Source organism: Stutzerimonas sp. NM35 (assembly GCF_054604355.1).
In genome coordinates, this window is record NZ_CM137728.1 from 824,190 (window position 1) to 842,825 (window position 18,636).

Sequence of the window (18,636 nt, forward strand, 5' to 3'; positions counted from 1 at the left end):
GTACCTCTGCATGAATGCGCGAATCAGGAAAGTTGCGCCAGGGCCTGGCGGAAGGCGGGTGGCAGCTCGTCACCGAGGCGCAGCTGGCCGTCCCGATGACTGAAGATGCCCATGCGCGCCAGCCACTGCTCGAACTCCGGCGCAGCTCGCAAGCCGAGTACCTGGCGGGCGTAGAGTGCGTCGTGGAAGGAGGTGGTCTGGTAGTTGAGCATCACGTCGTCGGAGCCGGGAATGCCCATGATGAAGTTGATGCCGGCGGCGCCGAGCAGGGTCAGCAGCATGTCCATGTCGTCCTGGTCGGCTTCGGCGTGGTTGGTGTAGCAGATGTCGCAGCCCATCGGCACGCCCAGCAGCTTGCCGCAGAAGTGGTCCTCCAGCCCGGCGCGGATGATCTGCTTGCCGTTGTAGAGGTACTCCGGGCCGATGAAGCCGACCACGGTGTTGACCAGGAACGGATTGAAATGGCGCGCCACCGCATAGGCGCGAGCCTCGCAGGTCTGCTGGTCGACAGCGTGATGGGCATTGGCCGACAACGCGCTGCCCTGGCCGGTCTCGAAGTACATCAGGTTGTTGCCCAGCGTACCGCGCTTGAGGCTCAGGCCGGCTTCGTAACCTTCCTGGAGCACCTTGAGGCTGATGCCGAAGCTGGCGTTGGCCGCTTCGGTGCCGGCGATCGACTGGAACACCAGGTCCAGCGGCGCGCCGCGCTCGATGGCGGCGATGGAGCTGGTGACGTGGGTCAGCACGCAGGACTGGGTGGGGATCTCGTAGCGCTGGATGACGGCATCGAGCATCTCCAGCAGGGTGCAGATCGAACCCATGCTGTCGGTGGCCGGGTTGATGCCGATCATCGCGTCGCCGTTGCCGTAGAGCAGGCCGTCGAGGGTGCTGGCGGCGATGCCGGCGGGGTCGTCGGTGGGGTGGTTGGGTTGCAGGCGGGTGGACATGTGTCCGCGCAGGCCCATGGTGTTGCGAAAGCGGGTGACCACGCGGATCTTCTGCGCCACCAGGATCAGGTCCTGCACGCGCATGATCTTCGACACCGCGGCGGCCATCTCCGGCGTCAGGCCGGGGGCCAAGGCGCGCAGACTGGCCTCGTCGGCGGCATCGCCGAGCAGCCAGTCGCGCAGGCCGCCCACCGTCAGGTGGCTGACCGGGGCGAAGGCGGCGGCGTCGTGGCTGTCGATGATCAGCCGGGTGACTTCGTCGCTTTCATACGCAATCACCGCCTCGCTCAGAAACTGCTTGAGCGGCACGTCGGCCAGGGTCATCTGGGCCGCGGCGCGTTCGGCGTCGCTGGCGGCGGCGACGCCGGCCAGGCAGTCGCCCGAGCGCAGTGGGCTGGCCTTGGCCAGCAACTCGCGCAGGCTGTCGAAGCGCCAGGTCTGGCCGCCGATGCTGTGGGAATAGGTTGCCATGATCAGGCTCCTGTCTCGGGGTGGAAGACAACCCGGCGAGTATGGCTGCCGATAGAGGTAGTTAAGCCTCTTGCGGCAGCTGTGGCTCGTTTCCGGGAGTGCCTGGGGCGTTTCAGGCCCGGGCGGCTTCTTTCGGGATCGGCAGGGGGCTGCCGTGCAGCGTCGATCCCGGATACTCATCCGCTTCGATGATGCCGGCGGCCCGGTCCTGCTGCTCCAGTTGCAGCGCCTTGGGTACCGATAGCCAGTAGGCAAGCCCCACGGCGGAGAAACCGGCGAGTATCTTGCCGATCAGCACCGGCAGGATGATGGTCGGCTGGAAGTTGGCGGTGAAGGACAGGTGATCGCCGAGCAGGAAGGCCGCACACACGCCGAAGGCGATGTTGAGCACCTTGTCCTTCGGCGGCATGAAGCGCACCAGGCGGAACATCGCGAGGATATTGGCGATGGTCGCCAGCATGCCGGCGCTGCCGACGGCGCTCAGGCCGACCTTGCCGCCCAGCGCTTCCAGCGGGCCGCCGAGGTACTTGCGCAGCAGGTAGACCATCGGGAAGGCGCCGGCCAGCATGATGCCGATATAGCCGGCGGTTTCCAGGGCGCGGGTCTGGTCCTCGGCATCGGCGATGATCGGGTCGAAGCCCCAGCCGCCCAGTACGATGGTGAACACGCCGGTGAAGTATTCGACGATGGAGAACACCAGCACCAGCTTGATCAGTGCATCCATGCCACGACCGAAGGCAATGAAGCCCTTGATCATCAGGTCCGGCAGGAAGCGCAGGCCGGCGGCAAGCGCCACCACGAAGATGATGATCGGCAGCAGGTTGGCGAACACGCCGCCCAGCCCCATGGCCAGCTGGTAAGTGGCTTCTCCGTTGGTGGCGACCACTTCGCGCACCATGGGGTTGCTGATCACCAGGATGGCGCTGGCGATCATTACACCGATGGGGATGGTCAGGATGCCGGACATGATGCCCAGCGCCATGTACTTGTGGTCACGCTTGTCGAGCATGGCCAGGCCCATGGGAATCGAGAAGACGATAGTCGCACCGCCCATGAAACCGGTGATCAGCGCCATGATCAGCGCTTCCTTGCTGGCTGCCAGGGCTGAGGCAAGGTGATAGCCGCCCATGTCCGAGGCGATGATCATTGTGGCCGCCAGTGCCGGATCGGCGCCCAGGGCGTCGAAGAACGGCCCGAAGACACTCTCGATCATCACCGTCAGGTAGGGGATGGAGGCCATGATCCCGGCTGCCGGAACGAAGATGTGCCCCGTGGCATGGATACCCTCCATGAATTCCTTGCCGAGGCCTTTTTCACTGTCACGAATGGCTGCGAAGGCTCCCAGGACCGCGCAGAACATGATGACGTAGAGGACGTAATTGCCGATCTGATCCATTGCTTTGCCCTTTTGTTATGGTTTTGCCAGGCGTCAGAAGCCAATCGGAGGCTGCGCCAGGCAGGCCTGAAACTGGCTTTGAACAGTGTCGCGGTGTTCTTTACGGAAGGTTTCGCTCCCGAAGGATCACGGTGGTGTATGTGCGGGGGCCGGACACACGCAAGGCCAGCCCCCGCTGCTCTCCGAGGCCTGTCAGAAGAAGCCCAACGGATTGATGTCGTAGCTGACCAGCAGGTTCTTGGTCTGCTGGTAATGGTCGAGCATCATCTTGTGGGTTTCGCGACCGACACCGGACTTCTTGTAGCCACCGAACGCGGCGTGCGCCGGGTACAGGTGGTAGCAGTTGGTCCAGACGCGACCGGCCTTGATTCCGCGGCCCATGCGGTAGGCACGGTTGATGTCGCGGGTCCAGACGCCGGCGCCCAGGCCGAACTCACTGTCGTTGGCGATGGCCAGGGCTTCGGCCTCGTCCTTGAAGGTGGTCACGGCGACCACCGGCCCGAAGATCTCTTCCTGGAACACGCGCATCTTGTTGTGGCCCTTGATCAGGGTCGGCTGCACGTAGTAACCGGTCGCCAGGCCGCCTTCGAGCTTCTCGGCGGCGCCGCCGGTAAGAATCTCGGCGCCTTCGCCACGGGCGATGTCCATGTAGGAGAGGATCTTGTCGAACTGCTGCTCGGACGCCTGGGCGCCGACCATGGTCTCGGTGTCCAGCGGGTTGCCACGCTTGATCTGCAGGATCTTCTTCATCACCACTTCCATGAAGGGCTCGAAGATCGACTCCTGGATCACCGCGCGCGACGGGCAGGTGCACACCTCGCCTTGGTTGAAGAACGCCAGCACCATGCCTTCTGCGGCTTTCTCGATGAACTCCGGCTCGGCCTTCATGATGTCTTCGAAGAAGATGTTCGGGCTCTTGCCGCCCAGCTCCACGGTGCTCGGGATGATGTTCTCGGCGGCGCACTTCATGATGTGCGAACCGACCGGGGTCGAGCCGGTGAAGGCGATCTTGGCGATACGGGTGCTGGTGGCCAGCGCCTGGCCCGCTTCACGACCGAAGCCCTGGACGATGTTCAGCACGCCAGCGGGCAGCAGGTCGCCGATGATTTCCGCGAAGACGGTGATCGACAGCGGGGTTTGCTCGGCGGGCTTCAATACCACGCAGTTGCCTGCGGCCAGCGCCGGGGCCAGCTTCCAGGCGGCCATCAGGAAGGGGAAGTTCCACGGAATGATCTGCCCGACCACGCCCAGCGGCTCGTGGAAGTGGTACGCGGCGGTGTGCTCGTTGATCTCGGCGGCGCTGCCCTCCTGGGCGCGCAGGCAGCCGGCGAAGTAGCGGAAATGGTCGGCGGCCAGCGGGATGTCGGCATTGAGGGTTTCACGCACGGCCTTGCCGTTGTCCCAGGTCTCGGTAACGGCGAGCTTTTCCAGGTTGGCTTCGATGCGGTCGGCGATCTTCAGCAGGATCAGCGAACGCTCCTGAACGGACGTCTTGCCCCAGGCATCGGCGGCGGCGTGGGCGGCATCCAGGGCCTTGTCGATATCCTCGGCGCCGGAACGCGGGAATTCGCCGATCAAGGAGCCATCCACCGGGCTGGTGTTGGCGAAGTACTCACCCTTCACGGGTGGCACGAACTCACCTGCGATGTAGTTGCCGTAGCGAGGCTTGAGGGAAACGATGGCGCCTTCGGTACCGGGTTGGGCGTAAATCATGGGGAAATCCTCCGAACGACTGTTGTTGTAGTTGTTGCTGCACGTGGCCGGTTCTCAAAGGCGGCTCAGGTTGATCATGAGACAGATTCATGGGGCAGACTTGACCCGCACAGGGCGCCGCTGTCGTCCAGAGTCAACTTGGTGAGTGTTTCGCGAAGTGTCAGTTCGGGCGCACGGTTCTGGTGCCCGTGTTTCCCGTTTACTCGTTTCTGGGCCATGCTGGGGCGTGATGGCTGGGCCATCACTGTCTATTTGAGTGGTTTGGCGGGGCTCGCGGAGCGCGGCGTGGTTCTTGCTTCAAGACGCGGATGGTTACGATGGAGGCGCAGATGAGTTCCCTGTTCGATCAGACGGATACGTCGGCTGGTCTGGCCCTTGTCACTGGCGGGCAAAAACATGCCGGCGTGCTGGCCGCAGCCGCCAGCGGCCTGTGCGGTTTCATCGAGCGGCAGGGCGGGGATGCCGAACGTGTGCTCGGAGTGTCCGGAATTGATCCGGACTTGCTGCAGCATCCCACCCTCAGCCTGGCGCTGCCGAATTACTGCCAGGTGCTGGAAGAAGCGGCGCGGCAATCGGGTTGCGACAACTTCGGCCTGTACTATGGTCAGCAGTTCAAGCCGCAGGCACTGGGGCTGCTGGGTTACATCGGTCTGTGTTCGGCGACGGTGGAGCAGGCGCTGATCAACTTCGCTCGCGCATTCCCGCTGCACCAGCGCAACAGTCTGATTCGCCTGGTCGACGATGGGGAATGCTATCGCTTCGATTATCAGGTTCGGCACGGCGCCATCCTCTGTCGACGACAGGATGCCGAACTGACCCTGGGCATGGCACGCAACCTGATCCGACATGTGCTCGGAAGCCAATGGGCTCCGCGTGCGGTGCACTTCGAACACCCGCGTCCGGTGGACTGGCACGAGCACAGCAAGGTTTTCGATGCGCCGGTTTATTTCGAACAACCCTGCAATTCGCTACTGATTCCCAAGGTCGGCTTGACACGGGCGATGCCGGGAAGCGATCCGGTGCTGTTGATGGTCATGCAGGATTCCCTGCGCCAGCTCAGCATGGCCGGGCGCACGGAGCCGGACATCGTCGACGATGCGCGCGCGCAGATTCGTCAGCGGCTGTTATTGGGCGAGCCGGTGCTGGAGGATATCGCCGAGCAGATGGGCATGAGCAGTTGGTCATTGCAGCGCCGCCTGCGCGAGCAGGGGCTGAGCTTCTCGACGCTGGTGGACAAGCAACGTCAGGAACTGGCGACCTACTACATGCGCCAGCAGCAGTTGCCCATCTCGGAGTTGGCTCCGTTGCTTGGCTACTCCGAAACCAGCGCGTTCTCGCGTGCGTTTCGTCGGTGGTTCGGAGTGAGTCCTCGCCAGTGGCGCCAGCACAGCGACCTGGTCAATACCAGGCAGCACTGACTCCGCCGCCCTTGGCGCTGGTGTGGCGCACAAGTGAAAAGGCCATGCGCCGGTAACCTGTTGCACGAGGCAGGTGCTTTTGTGGGAGCGGGCTTGCCCGCGAAGCTTTTGCCGGTGGCTTCGTGCCGAACCCGTTCAACAGGGCTTTCCGCTCCCCGCGGCGGCTCGTTTCGTTTCAGGAGGACATGTCTCGCTTTTCTCGTACCAGATTTGGGCTACTGCAAACAGGACACTCCATTGGAACCCCTGCCTTATGAGTCGCTATCACTCCATGAAGCGAGTCAACGGATGTAGACTTTGGCAAAAATTGCCAAGAGGCATTCACGATGAGCACTATGAACATCTCCCTGCCGGATGCCCTCAAAAGCTTTGTTGATGAGCAAGTGAACCAGCGCGGTTACAGCACGAGCAGCGAATACGTCCGCGAATTGATTCGCAAGGATCAGGATCGCCAACACCTTCGTGGTCTGCTGCTTGCTAGTGCGGCATCCGTTCCCGTCGCTCTTGCCGATGCAGACTACTTCGAATCCCTCCGTGCTCGCGGGCAAGCCCGCTCCCACAAAAGCGCCTGCTTCGCGCAACAGGCTATTGGGATAGCCAATTCATATAGCCCGTAAAAGCTGGGCTATTGCTGACGAGAAGTGGTTTTATCAGCGCTTCCTTTATTTGGTCAGATATCCAGAGGCGGCAGGTTGTTTACGAGCTTCTGGGTTTCCAGGCTGACGGTGATCACGCGCAGGAACAGCTCCAACGGATATTTCGGATTGCCCATCGTCTCGATGGCCCAGTCGTTGGCGTCGCTGACGATGCCGCTGGCCTTGTCCACCCGCACGCTTTGCCTTTCCACCACCCAATCCAGCGCTGGCTTGCCGTTGACCACGTAGTCGTAGGCTTCCAGCGGGATGCCGGTAATGGTGATACGCGGGTTGTAGTGCAGGGTAGTCAGGTCTTTCTCTTTGCCCTTCTTACCGTACTTCATCTTCTCGACGCGATAGTCCGCGTCGGTCAGAGGTTTGTTGCCGGTGTCGATCTTTACGCCGGCGTACATGGCTGCGCTTTCGTAGTTGACGTGCAGTTCGCCCAATTCGCGCCCGGCCTGGCTGAATGCCTGGAAGTCGGCGAAGGTCTTTACGCGGGGAATACGCGGTAGTTCTTTATTCAGGTTGTCGGCATATCGCTCGCGATAATCGGGCGAATGCAGGATGCCGTAGATGTAATAGAACAGGTCTTCCTTGGTCAGGGTTTCACCGGGATAGGCCGACTGGAAATGCGCCAGGCCCTCGTCTGTGATGCCGTCGCGGCGGGTCAGGGTACGAGCCTGGTTTTGAGATTGTTCGGGTTGTGCAGTCTCGAACAGATCGCCGGTAGTCGGTTCGTTCATTTCGCTTCCTCCTCTTCGTAGAGGAACATCGGGAAGCACTGCACCGTGTCCAGCACATGAAGGTTCGGCAGAGTGTCCGTCATCAGTACGGAGAAGCCGCTGCGACCGCCCATCTGAGTGATACAAATTGTGAGATTTTTCGGACGAACGGTCTTGACTAGGCGGCTCGGCGCCACATCCTGGCTGGCTGGCTGGCTGGCTGGCTGGCTGGCTGGCTGGCTGGCTGGCTGGCTGGCTGGCTGGCTGGCTGGCTGGCTGGCTGGCTGGCTGGCTGGCTATATTCGCCTCATAAAGATTCACCGGAAAGCACTGCCCTCCATGCAATAGGTGTAGGTCTGGCAAATGGCGTGTCGCCAGCGCAGAAAATGGACGATCTTCGCCAGGGCCAGGTAGGCATATGGCGATGTTGTTGCTACCTTCCGGTGGGTAAATGGCAGTCATCTGATACACCCTTTCATTGAAACGGCGGTTGTAATAGAGCCATTGCTTGGAAAAGGGCCGATATATGCTAGGTGTCAGGCAGCTTTCCTCGAAAGGAAAATTATTCTCTTTGATCAACTCTTGTTTTAATGTGTCGCTCCAACTGATTTTGGTGGCATTGGTGTTGATGAAGTCATTCACCTTTCTTTCTCGCTCTTTTCTTTCCAGCGAGCCATGGGTTTGTGAGAAACGAGTGACTTCTGAATTATAGAAATCAATCATATTTTTCATGTTTGCGCTTAGGGCTGATTTCGATGAGTTGTAAGCCCATGCGTCTCTTTGTGTTTTTACACCAGATGAGTAATTTGCAAATACTCCTTGTTTATCGCCATTTTTATCGCCCAGCGTCATAAATTCATTGAAGCTGTTATCGCGTTGCTTCAACCAATCACCATGTTCATTTGGGATGATGGACTGCCAGCCTTGTATTTTGTCTATACTAGTAATGCTGAGATAAGTGCTGATTTTCTCAAGCTTTTCTTCGCGACTGAGGTAGTCACCGATATCGTGAAAGAAAATCCGACCATGTTCCTTGGCGTCGGGATTCTTGACCAATATCGAAATGGCAATAGGAGCACGACTGCCGCTGCCGAAAATCTTTCCGCCTTCCTTGCGGGACAGCTCCCCCGACGTCCGCTGGTTACCGCGTAGGTGAAAGACGTAGAGGCTGGAGAACTCTTCTGCCAGGCAGTGCCGCAGGCCGGCTGCTGTATTAGCTTCGATAAAGCCGGCATTGGTCACGAAGCCGATTACGCCGCTATTTTGTAGGCGGTCGCTGGCCCAGCGGATGGCGCGAATGTAGCTGTCGTACAGGGCATTCTTGTTGGTGGCTCTGGAGCGTGCTGCGTAGGTATCGCGAATCCGGCGGTCGAGATAGGGGTAGGCGATATTCTGATTATTGGCATTGGCGTCGCCCTGGCCAACGGAGTAGGGCGGGTTGCCGATGATTACCCGAATATCCAGATTCTTCTGTCGTGTCCGGCGCTCGCTGTTTTCAACCAAGACTTCATTGATCAAGTCATCCTTCTCGTACATCTGGAAAGTATCGGTCAGGCAGATACCTTCGAAAGGCACATAATCACCGCCAACGATATCATGATAGATGGTTTCGATATTGATAGCTGCAATGTAGTAGGCCAGCAGTACCAGTTCGTTAGCGTGGATTTCCTTGTTGTATTTCTTTTTGATCTGCTCGGGCGTCATCAGGCCGGATTGAAGCAGGCGGGTAATGAACGTGCCTGTGCCCGTGAAAGGATCGATTATATGGACGCCATCGCTGCCCAGTGACTGGCCGAACTTATTTTTCAATACGTCATTGACGCTGTGGATAATGAAGTCCACCACTTCCACCGGCGTATAAACGATGCCAAGTCGTTCAGTCATGCGTGGGAATGCGTTGCGGAAGAACTTGTCGTACAGCTCGACCACGATCTTCTGTTTGCCCGCCGCGTTGTCGATGCCTTCGGCACGCAGCTTGACGCTGTCGTAGAAGCTTTGCAGGGTGTCGGCTTCTTTCTCCAGGCGGTGTTCGTGCAGGGCGTCCAGTACTTTCTGCATAGCCTGGGACATGGGGTTGTGGCGGGCGAAGCTGTATTGCTCGAACAGGGCGTCGAACACTGGCTTGGTTATCAGGTGCTGGGCCAGCATCTCGACGATTTCGCCGTCGCTGATGCTGTCGTTTAGGCCGTCGCGCAGCTCTTCGGCGAAATGATTGAAGGCAGCGGTTTCCTGGGTATTGCTCGGTGTGTCGAGAATGCCTTGGATGCGACCGATATGGGTATTGGCGATCTTGGCGATGTCGCCTGCCCAGTCTTCCCAGTGGTGGCGGTTGCCAACCTTGTCGACGATCTTGGCGTAGATGGCGCGCTCGATCTCTCCGACCTCATAGACCATTTCCGCTTGCAGCGTCATCTGCCCTTCGGCTTCGTAGCGGCTGCGATTTTCGCCGATACCGTACTGGCCCTTGCCGGCCTGGCCGTTCGCTGTGTCGCTGCTGCGTTTGGCCTTTTTCTCCACCTTGTCGGTGATGGCGATGACTTCCATCTTGCGTCGGTCGGGGCCATTGAGGTCGAGCTTGTTGATGGTGGCGTCGAAGCTGTCGTCGTGAGAGCGCAGGGCCTGCAGCACCTGCCAGACGACCCGGTAGATCTGGTTATCGTTCAGGGCTTCGTGCGGTGTCATGTTGGAGGGGATCACCACCGGTAGCACGACGTAGCCGCGCTTCTTGCCGGGCGCGTTGCGCATCACCCGGCCCACCGACTGCACCACGTCCACCTGGGAATTGCGTGGCGTGAGGAACAGCACCGCATCCAGGGCTGGTACGTCTACGCCTTCGGACAAGCAGCGCACGTTGCTGAGGATGCGGCAGGTGTTGGCGGGTGCTTCCTCCTTCAACCAGGCCAGCTTGGCTTCCTTCTGGCCGGCGTTCATGCCGCCATCGACATGTTCGGCTTCGCAAATCAGCCGGGCACTTTCGTCGATTTCCTCCGATGCCTGATAGGCCTCGACTACCGCCTTGAACATGCTGGCAATATTGACGGAGCTGACCTTGTGTTTGCTGCCCTTGTAGTTCGGAGAGATGACCTGGCAGAAGGCGACGGCACGCTGCATTGGCTGTTCGTCCCCGTCCAGCTGTTCGGTCAGCCCCTGCTTGGCCAGGGCTTTCCAGCAACCGACGATCTTGGCGGCATCATCGACCTTGAGCTGGTTGTTCTCGTCTTTCAGTAATTCCTGAAGGTGGCGGTTGATGGCATTTGTAGTGGTCTACTGATCCCGGACACCGATTTAGGCGAAAATCCTCGCCATTAAGAGGTGTTCGATGAGCAAGCAACGACGTACGTTTTCCGCCGAGTTCAAACGAGAGGCAGCTGCCTTGGTACTAGATCAGGGCTACAGCCATATCGAGGCCTGCCGTTCGCTGGGCGTCGTGGACTCGGCTTTGCGGCGATGGGTGAAACAACTCCAAGACGAGCGCCAGGGCGTTACCCCAAAAAGCAAAGCGCTGACACCCGAGCAGCAGAAGATCCAGGAGCTAGAGGCTAGGATCAACCGGCTGGAGCGGGAGAAAGCGATATTAAAAAAGGCTACCGCTCTCTTGATGTCGGACGAACTCGATCGTACGCGCTGATAGACCAGTTGAGTGAGCGGGAACCGGTAGAAGTGGTCTGTTCAGCCTTCGATGTGACGCGATCTTGCTACTACGCCCATCGCCTTCGACGTCGCCGTGTAGATGCTCGTCGCGTCGCGCTACGTAGCCGGGTCAACGAGTTGTTTAACCAAAGCCGGGGCTCGGCTGGCAGCCGAAGCATCCTGGGTATGCTGCGCGAGGACGGCGTGGAGATCGGCCATTTCCGTGTGCGTCGACTGATGCGTGAGTTGGGGCTGGTCAGCAAGCAGCCGGGCTCGCACGCCTACAAGCAGGCCACGGTTGAGCGCCCGGATATCCCGAATCGACTGAACCGTGAGTTCGCAGTCCAGCGCCCGAACCAAGTGTGGTGCGGCGACATCACCTACGTCTGGGCGCAAGGTCGTTGGCATTACCTGGCCGCGGTGCTGGATCTGCACACGCGTCGGGTGGTTGGCTGGGCGTTCTCCGCCAAACCGGATGCCGAGCTGGTAATCAAAGCCCTCGATATGGCCTATGAGCAGCGCGGCAAGCCACAGCAGGTGCTGTTCCATTCGGATCAGGGTAGCCAGTACGCCAGCCGCTTGTTCCGGCAGCGGCTGTGGCGCTACCGAATGCAGCAGAGCATGAGCCGCCGGGGTAATTGTTGGGACAATTCGCCGATGGAACGCCTATTCCGCAGCCTGAAGTCGGAGTGGATACCGCAGACCGGTTACCTGACGGCACAGGAAGCTCAGCGGGATATCAGCCACTACCTGATGCACCGCTACAACTGGGTCAGGCCGCATCAATTCAACGACGGGTTACCGCCTGCGGTGGCCGAAGAAAAACTTAACCCACTGTCCGGGATGGGTTGACCACTACAATTTTCCTCGACGGCCAGCACCAGCACCTTGTAGTCGACCAGCAGCTTTCGGTTGACCGCCTCGGAGAAGTTGATGACGAACAGCTCCTTGCCGTAAAGCGCCGGGTCGTCCATCGAGCAGAGGGTGACTTCGCCGGACTCGGCCTTGACCTTGGCATTGTCGCCATAGATGCGCGGAGTGGCGGTCATGTACAGACGTCTAGTGGCACGGATGTAGTCGGCATCGTGGATACGCACGAAGCTGCTTTCGTCGTCGCCGCCGAAGGTGGCGCCAGTAGTGCGATGGGCTTCGTCGCAAATGACCAGATCAAAGTTGGCCAGATCATGCTCATGCTGGGCGCGGCTGATGACGTCGATGGAGTGGTAGGTGGAAAACACCACGCTCATGTTGTCGTCATCGTGGCGCTTGAGCATTTCCGCCGCCAGGCGATCCGCCTTGGTGGTAGCCGGGTAGCGCAACTCATGGGTGAAAATCTGTACGGCGTCATCCTCGACCTTGCGTTTCTTGCCTACGTCGCTGTCGGAACACACGGCGAAGCTGTGCAACGGGGTTTCGCTTTCCTGGGTCCATTCGGTGAGGATCTGCGACAGCAGCGAGAGGCTGGGCACGAGGAACAGCACGCGTTTGCCTTTTCCGGCCAAGCGCTCGGCGATCTTCAGGCTGGTGAAGGTCTTGCCGGTGCCGCAGGCCATGATCAACTTGCCTCGCTCGGCATCCTGGAGACCGGCTGATACGGCATTTAGCGCGGTCTGCTGGTGCTCGCGCAGTTGCTTTTTGGCCTTGAGCGCAACGGTTTGTCTGGGTTGGTACTTGGCCCAATCAATCTGGCTATCTGCCAGGGCTCGCAGGTCGATCTTGCTGACCGGAGGCTGCTGACCCTGCAAGGCATCTTCGGCGTGCTCGCTCCAATTGTTGGTAGTGGTGACGATGATGCGGTGCGAGAACGGCGCCTTGCCGGAGGCGGTGAAGAAGCTGTCGATGTCCTTCTTCTGGACTTTGTAATCTTCGGCGTAGAGCTTGCACTGGATGGCGTGGTATTCGCCGGTGCCCTGGGTTTTGGCTACCAGGTCGATGCCTGCGTCCTTCCCGCTCAACCCCTGTTCCTTGGCCCAGTCGGCATAGGTCCACACCTGCTCGTATAGATCGCGGTAAGTGGCTTCGTTGCGCAGGTAGGTGCAGATCAGCTCTTCAAAGTAGGTGCCTTTTTCGCGCTCGGTGGCGGAGGCGGCGCGGTAGGTGTCGAGCAGAGCGGAGAGGGCGGTCATGCGCGAAGATCCTTTCGATAAACAGCAGGCGCAATGCTTGCGCAAAATGGTGCCGAGTTTATCACTGTGGATGCTGCTTCGAGCAGTTGGCAGGCCGCGAACTGGGTGTAGCTGTCGCCGGCAGGACGCTGTGACGCTTAATCCTCTCTTAACGGTTCTTCGACAGATGAGGCAGGGCTAGAAAGCAAAAAACCCTGAAAACTTCTTGGTTTTCAGGGTTTTAGTATTGCGAAAGTGGCGGTGAGGGTGGGATTCGAACCCACGATACGATTTCTCGTATACACACTTTCCAGGCGTGCTCCTTCAACCGCTCGGACACCTCACCGGATCTCGACGGGCGTGCTGTCCGTCGAGGCGCGCTAATGTAGCCGAACACTTTCCGGATGGCAAAAGTTTTTTGGTTTTTCATGCGCTTAGGGGCTGCTGCCGGCTTTCTTCTGGCCGCGCGAACCCCGTGGTTTCGTGACTTGCCAGTCAGTCACGGCGCTTTACGTGGCGGAATGCGCTGGGTAACGTCGGCCCACTTCTACACAAGGAATCGAGTCATGAGCGATCTGGTTGCCTACCAACTTGAAGACGGCATTGCCACGCTGACGCTGAATAATGGCAAGGTCAATGCGTTGTCACCGGCGGTTTTCGAGGCGCTCAATGCGGCGCTGGACCGTGCCGAGCAGGACCGTGCCGTGGTGATTATTACCGGGCAGCCGGGCATTCTGTCCGGCGGTTACGACCTCAAGGTGATGACCTCCGGTCCCGAAAACGCCATGGCGCTGGTGGCCACGGGTTCCACGCTGTCACGCCGGATGCTCGCGCATCCTTTCCCCATCATCGCTGCCTGCCCGGGCCATGCCATCGCCAAGGGTGCCTTCCTGCTGCTGTCGGTCGATTACCGCATCGGCGTCGAGGGCGCATTCAATATCGGCCTCAACGAAGTGCAGATCGGCATGACCATGCACCACGCCGGTATCGAGCTGGCGCGTGATCGCCTGCGCAAGTCCGCCTTCCATCGTTCGGTGATCAACGGCGAGATGTTCGATCCGCAGGGCGCGCTGGACGCAGGCTTCCTCGACAAGGTGGTCGCACCTGAAGAGCTGATGACGACGGCCCGAGCCGCCGCCGCGCAATTGCAGAAGATCAACATGACGGCGCATAAGAACACCAAGCGCAAGGTACGCAAGGCGCTGCTGGAAACCCTGGACCAGGCGATCGCGCTGGACCAGCAGCACTTCGGCTGAGACGGCATTGGCCAGGCTGGAAGAGAATTTTCCAGCCGACGCTCATTCCGGTCATTCCTGCGTTTAAACTGCGCCTGCAACGCCCCGACACTGTTGGGGCGTTTCATTTCCTATTCGTGTTGCTTCGCAGGAGAGTCCTGATGTCCGCCCCGCACACCCCGGTAGAACGTTCCGATTTCGACCAGGTCATCGTCCCCACTTTCGCTCCAGCCGCCTTCATTCCGGTGCGCGGTCAGGGCTCGCGAGTATGGGATCAAAGCGGGCGAGAACTGATCGACCTCACCGGCGGCATCGCCGTGAATGTGCTCGGGCACGCACATCCCGCGTTGGTGCAGACGCTCACCGAGCAAGCCGGCAAGCTCTGGCACATTTCGAATATCTTCACCAACGAGCCGGCCCTGCGTCTGGCGAAAAAGCTGGTGGACGCAACCTTTGCCGACCGCGCCTTCTTCTGCAACTCCGGCGCCGAGGCCAACGAGGCGGCGTTCAAGCTGGCACGCCGTTATGCCCACGACAACTTCGGCGCGGAGAAGTACGAGATCATTTCGGCGATCAACAGCTTCCATGGCCGCACGTTGTTCACCGTGACGGTTGGCGGGCAACCGAAGTATTCCGATGGCTTCGGCCCGAAGATCGAGGGCATCAAGCATGTGCCTTACAACGATCTGGAGGCGCTGAAGGCCGCCATCTCCGACAAAACCTGTGCCGTGGTGCTGGAGCCGATCCAGGGCGAGAGCGGCGTGCTGCCGGCGGACCAGGCTTACCTTGAGGGCGCGCGCAAACTCTGCGACGAGCACGGCGCGCTGCTGATCTTCGACGAAGTGCAGACCGGTCTGGGACGCACCGGCGAGCTGTTCGCCTACATGCATTACGGCGTCACGCCGGACATCCTGACTAACGCCAAAAGCCTCGGTGGCGGTTTTCCCATCGGTATGATGCTGACCACCGACAAGGTCGCCCAGCACTTCAGCGTCGGCACCCACGGCACCACCTTCGGCGGCAACCCGCTGGCCTGTGCGGTGGCGGAGACGGTGGTCGATATCGTCAATACGCCGGAAGTGTTGCAGGGCGTTCGGGATCGGCACGAGCGCCTGAAGAGTGGGCTGCTGGAACTGGGCGAGCGCTACGGTGTGTTCAGCCAGGTGCGCGGCATGGGCCTGCTGATCGGCTGCGTGCTGAACGACGCCTGGAAGGGCCGCGCCCGGGAGATTTTCGATGCCGCCGAGCAGGAGGCGCTGATGCTGTTGCAGGCCGGCCCGGACGTGATCCGCCTGGCACCGAGCCTGGTGATCGAGGAGGCGGACATCGTCGAGGGGCTGGCGCGTTTCGAGTGTGCCCTGGCAAAGCTGACCCGGGCCTGATTTTCCTTCGCGGGGCGGTTGCGCCGCCCTGCATTTCCCAGACAGAGAGAACCGATATGAGCGATGCCTTGCAACTTATTCTCGAAGATGTGGACGGCACCCAGCTGGAAACGTCCTGCACCCGTTTTGCCGTGATGTGGCAGGGCCGTGAGGTGTGGATTCAGCAGGTCGGCAACAATCAACTGATGATTGGTGTCGACGTAGAAGAGAGCGACACCGAATATGCCAACCTGCTGCTGCGTCCGCTGGCGACCAACCTGGTCAGCCTGGAGCTGGAAATGGAGCCCATCGAGGCGGGCGACGAAGAGCATGTGCACGGGCCTGATTGTGGCCACGATCACTGACTGATGGTTTGGCGGCGGCCATGCTGGCGCCGCCGCGCATTTTTCTCGCAGGGCAGGTTCAAACGCCTGCCGGCGGACTCTTCAGCGAATCGTTTCCGGTTACCGTCGCAGTGGCGGTTGCAGCCTCGGCATTGGCTTCCAGTTGCTGCCGATTGGTATCGCCATGCAGGGGCATGCCGCGCGAGGTGCCTTCGGCCTTCGGTGCATGCTCGTTCAGTTCGCAGAGCACCCGCTTGGCCTCGCAGTGGCCGCTGATGCCCCGAGCCAGTGCCATGCCACCCATGGCCAGCTGCACGATTCCTCCCAGGCCGCCGCGGCCAAGGCCCTTGCCCATGAAATAAAGCCCGCCGGCAATGGAAGCCGCGCGCTCCCAGCCATGCACGTTGGGGGTCGAATGTGAAGAATTCTGTTTCATGATGCTCGCTCCAGCTCGATGGTCTGAATGAGATGACTGCTGCGGCTCTGGAGCGTTCCAGCCACAGGTCGGAAGCGCAAATTCAGACATCTGCGAGAGCGAACACCTTCAGCACGAACGCGTATTCCAGCGCGGCATCCTTGAGCGCCTGGTAACGGCCACTCATGCCGCCATGGCCGGCGCCGAGTTCGGTCTTGAGCAGCAGCAGATTGTCATCGGTCTTGCGGGCGCGCAGCCTGGCGACCCATTTCGCCGCCTCCCAGTACTGGACGCGACTGTCGTTGTAGCCGGCCACGGCCAGGATTGCCGGGTAGGCCTGCGTCTGCACGTTTTCGTAGGGCGCATAGGCCTTGATCCGGGCATGCACGTCCGGTTCGTTGGGGTTGCCCCATTCGTCGTACTCGGTGACTGTCAATGGCAGGTCTTCATCGAGCATGGTGTTCAGCACATCGACGAAAGGTACCTCGGCGATGGCGGCACCGAACAGGGCCGGGCGCATGTTCAGCACCGCACCGATCAGCAGGCCGCCGGCACTGCCGCCGCTGATGGCCAGGCGTTGCGGCGTGGTGTAGCTGTCGGCGATCAGCTTTTCCGCGCAGGCGATGAAGTCGTTGAAAGTGTTGGTCTTGTGTTCCAGCTTGCCGGCGCGATACCAGGCCTCACCCAGATCGCCGCCGCCGCGCACGTGGGCGATGGCGAAGATGAAGCCACGCTCGAGCAGCGACAGCCGCGCGTGGGAGAACCAGGGGTCGAGGCTGTGGCCGTAGGCGCCGTAGCCGTACAGATAGAGCGGTGCGGCCTTGCCGAAGGTTTCGCGGCGCCCGACCAGGCTGATGGGCACCTGGGTGCCGTCCGGGGCTGTGGCCCAGATGCGCCGGCTCTCGTAGGCGTCGGCGTCGAAGGGACCTTCCACAGGGGTTTCCTTCAAGACCTTCTGTTCACCATCGGCCAGTTGCAGCTGACGAATCTGCGCGGGACGATTCAGCGCCTCGTAGCGCAGGCGGATCACCGGGCTGTCGAACTCCAGGGTGTTCTGCACGTGCAGGCTGTAGGCCGCGTCCGGCAGTTGCAGGCGATAGGGTGTGCTGTCCTGAGGTCGTACTTCGATGATCGGCAGGCCGGCTTCGCGCAGGCTGAGGGTGAGGGCGCCGGCATTCAGGCTGATGTCCTCGAGCATCACCTCGTCGCGGTGGGCGACCAGCTCCTGCCAGTGCTCGCGCTGCGGTGCACTTTCCGCTGCCAGGTACAGGGCGAAGTTGATCCCGGCCTGGTTGCTGCGCACGAACCAGTGCCACTGGCCATTCTGCAGGCCGTGGTCGGGGTAGTACTCATGGTTTTCCTCGCGTGGGGCGAGACAGGTCCAGCGGCCTTCGGGCTCGTCGGCTGGCAGTACCCAGGCTTCGCTGGTGGTCTTGCTGTTGGAGAGGATCACCAGCTGGCGTTCGGAACTGGCGCGGTAGCAATGCACGAAATAGCGACCATCCGGATCGTGATAGACCTCGCTGCGGCCTTCGCTGCCCAGGCGGTGGCGATGGATCTTGTGCGGGCGATGGGTGTCGTCGAGTTCGCCGAAGAACAGTGTCTGGTTGTCGTTGGCCCAGACCATGCTGCCGTCGCAATTGTCGAAGGGCAGGGCGCTGACTTCGCCGCTGGCCAGATCCTTGACGAACAGCCGGTAGATCTCGTCGCCCTGGGTGTCGAGGCTGTAGGCCAGCTTGCTGTGATCCTGGCTGATGCTGAAGGCGCCCAGCGACAGGAAGCCCCCGCCGGCCAGCTCATTGGGATCGAGCAATAGCTGTTCGGTGTTTTCGTCTACGCTGAACGAGCCGTCGATAGGGCGCGGGCAGCGGTAATGGCGCGGGTACTCATCGCCGGCTGTGGTGCGCTGGTAATACAGCCATGGCCCCCAAGGCGAGGGTAGTGACAGGTCGGTCTCGCGGATGCGGCCCTTGATCTCCTGGAACAGCGTTTCGCGCAATGTGCTCTGATCGAGCAGCTGTTCCTCCAGCCAGGCATTTTCCGCCTTGAGGTAGTCGAGCACCTCGGGTGCGTCGCGGTTCTCCAGCCACTTGTAAGGGTCCTGACCGTGATCGATGCGGGCAATGGGGGCGGGCATGGGAAACTCCTGACGAGACGGGGCGGCTGGAAGGGTTTGCAGTGTACAAGGCGTTCGTGTGCTTGTGAGGGGGCATCCGTCCATGGCGATGCGCGGAATACTTG

11 protein-coding genes, 1 tRNA gene and 2 pseudogenes are annotated in these 18,636 nt (G+C 60.6%); 6 read left to right on the top strand and 8 right to left on the bottom strand.

Features of this window, described 5'->3' with window-relative positions:
* Positions 1-23: 23 nt before the first annotated feature.
* From ACYCFC_RS03985 to exaC, 3 genes are all read right to left on the bottom strand, one after another.
* A complete protein-coding gene (locus tag ACYCFC_RS03985) occupies positions 24-1,418 on the bottom strand; it encodes an ethanolamine ammonia-lyase subunit EutB (protein ID WP_459653179.1) in 1,395 nt (464 codons plus the stop codon).
* A gap of 112 nt (positions 1,419-1,530) precedes the next feature.
* Entirely contained in the window at positions 1,531-2,814 is a 1,284-nt protein-coding gene (eutH, locus tag ACYCFC_RS03990) for an ethanolamine utilization protein EutH (RefSeq protein ID WP_459653180.1), read from the bottom strand.
* A gap of 192 nt (positions 2,815-3,006) precedes the next feature.
* On the bottom strand, positions 3,007-4,527 hold the full coding sequence (gene exaC / locus ACYCFC_RS03995) for an acetaldehyde dehydrogenase ExaC (protein WP_459653181.1): 1,521 nt from the start codon (positions 4,525-4,527) through the stop codon (positions 3,007-3,009).
* Positions 4,528-4,856: 329 nt separating this feature from the next.
* Between exaC and qhpR the strand changes: the two genes are divergently transcribed.
* Positions 4,857-5,945 carry an AraC-like transcriptional regulator QhpR gene (qhpR, locus tag ACYCFC_RS04000; RefSeq protein ID WP_181084568.1) on the top strand — a complete coding sequence of 363 codons (1,089 nt, stop codon included), beginning with the start codon at positions 4,857-4,859 and terminating at the stop codon, positions 5,943-5,945.
* Positions 5,946-6,271: 326 nt separating this feature from the next.
* Entirely contained in the window at positions 6,272-6,562 is a 291-nt protein-coding gene (locus ACYCFC_RS04005; protein ID WP_459653182.1) for a ribbon-helix-helix domain-containing protein, read from the top strand.
* Between the two features lie 53 nt (positions 6,563-6,615).
* Here the strand turns inward: ACYCFC_RS04005 and ACYCFC_RS04010 are convergent.
* Positions 6,616-10,560: pseudogene (locus ACYCFC_RS04010) on the bottom strand (type ISP restriction/modification enzyme); the annotation flags it as partial.
* A 64-nt stretch (positions 10,561-10,624) separates the two neighbouring features.
* Between ACYCFC_RS04010 and ACYCFC_RS04015 the strand changes: the two are divergent.
* Positions 10,625-11,787, top strand: a protein-coding gene (locus ACYCFC_RS04015) for an IS3 family transposase (protein WP_459652135.1) whose coding sequence is annotated in 2 segments (ribosomal slippage) — positions 10,625-10,880 and positions 10,880-11,787 — 1,164 coding nt in all. Because the reading frame shifts where the segments join, the coding sequence is not laid out codon by codon here.
* Positions 11,788-11,795: 8 nt separating this feature from the next.
* On the opposite strand, the pseudogene ACYCFC_RS04020 reads toward ACYCFC_RS04015, so the two are convergent.
* Together ACYCFC_RS04020 and ACYCFC_RS04025 are read right to left on the bottom strand one after the other, a co-directional pair.
* Positions 11,796-13,061, bottom strand: a pseudogene (locus ACYCFC_RS04020) (restriction endonuclease); the annotation flags it as partial.
* Between the two features lie 235 nt (positions 13,062-13,296).
* A tRNA-Ser gene (locus tag ACYCFC_RS04025) sits at positions 13,297-13,386 on the bottom strand.
* A 220-nt stretch (positions 13,387-13,606) separates the two neighbouring features.
* On the opposite strand from ACYCFC_RS04025, the gene ACYCFC_RS04030 reads away from it, so the two are divergent.
* From ACYCFC_RS04030 to ACYCFC_RS04040, 3 genes are all read left to right on the top strand, one after another.
* Complete coding sequence (locus ACYCFC_RS04030) at positions 13,607-14,296, top strand: crotonase/enoyl-CoA hydratase family protein (protein WP_459653183.1); 690 nt, start codon at positions 13,607-13,609, stop codon at positions 14,294-14,296.
* Positions 14,297-14,436: 140 nt separating this feature from the next.
* Positions 14,437-15,657 (top strand): aspartate aminotransferase family protein, encoded by a 1,221-nt coding sequence (locus ACYCFC_RS04035; protein ID WP_459653184.1) that lies wholly within the window; start codon positions 14,437-14,439, stop codon positions 15,655-15,657.
* A gap of 56 nt (positions 15,658-15,713) precedes the next feature.
* Positions 15,714-16,001, top strand: coding sequence for a topoisomerase II (locus ACYCFC_RS04040; protein ID WP_181084558.1), 288 nt, complete (start codon positions 15,714-15,716; stop codon positions 15,999-16,001).
* Between the two features lie 58 nt (positions 16,002-16,059).
* On the opposite strand, the gene ACYCFC_RS04045 is transcribed toward ACYCFC_RS04040, so the two are convergent.
* Together ACYCFC_RS04045 and ACYCFC_RS04050 are read right to left on the bottom strand one after the other, a co-directional pair.
* On the bottom strand, positions 16,060-16,416 hold the full coding sequence (locus ACYCFC_RS04045) for a YgaP family membrane protein (protein WP_459653185.1): 357 nt from the start codon (positions 16,414-16,416) through the stop codon (positions 16,060-16,062).
* Positions 16,417-16,498: 82 nt separating this feature from the next.
* Positions 16,499-18,532: a S9 family peptidase gene (locus ACYCFC_RS04050; RefSeq protein WP_459653186.1), complete on the bottom strand. Its 2,034-nt coding sequence runs from the start codon at positions 18,530-18,532 to the stop codon at positions 16,499-16,501.
* Positions 18,533-18,636 lie beyond the last annotated feature (104 nt).

Excerpts from the sequence above, each read along its gene's own strand:
- ACYCFC_RS04035 (WP_459653184.1), top strand. The coding sequence starts at position 14,437 with ATGTCCGCCCCGCACACCCCGGTAGAACGTTCCGATTTCGACCAGGTC.
- qhpR (WP_181084568.1), top strand. The coding sequence starts at position 4,857 with ATGAGTTCCCTGTTCGATCAGACGGATACGTCGGCTGGTCTGGCCCTT.
- exaC (WP_459653181.1), bottom strand. The coding sequence starts at position 4,527 with ATGATTTACGCCCAACCCGGTACCGAAGGCGCCATCGTTTCCCTCAAG.
- ACYCFC_RS04045 (WP_459653185.1), bottom strand. The coding sequence starts at position 16,416 with ATGAAACAGAATTCTTCACATTCGACCCCCAACGTGCATGGCTGGGAG.
- ACYCFC_RS04030 (WP_459653183.1), top strand. The coding sequence starts at position 13,607 with ATGAGCGATCTGGTTGCCTACCAACTTGAAGACGGCATTGCCACGCTG.
- ACYCFC_RS03985 (WP_459653179.1), bottom strand. The coding sequence starts at position 1,418 with ATGGCAACCTATTCCCACAGCATCGGCGGCCAGACCTGGCGCTTCGAC.
- eutH (WP_459653180.1), bottom strand. The coding sequence starts at position 2,814 with ATGGATCAGATCGGCAATTACGTCCTCTACGTCATCATGTTCTGCGCG.
- ACYCFC_RS04040 (WP_181084558.1), top strand. The coding sequence starts at position 15,714 with ATGAGCGATGCCTTGCAACTTATTCTCGAAGATGTGGACGGCACCCAG.
- ACYCFC_RS04005 (WP_459653182.1), top strand. The coding sequence starts at position 6,272 with ATGAGCACTATGAACATCTCCCTGCCGGATGCCCTCAAAAGCTTTGTT.
- ACYCFC_RS04050 (WP_459653186.1), bottom strand. The coding sequence starts at position 18,532 with ATGCCCGCCCCCATTGCCCGCATCGATCACGGTCAGGACCCTTACAAG.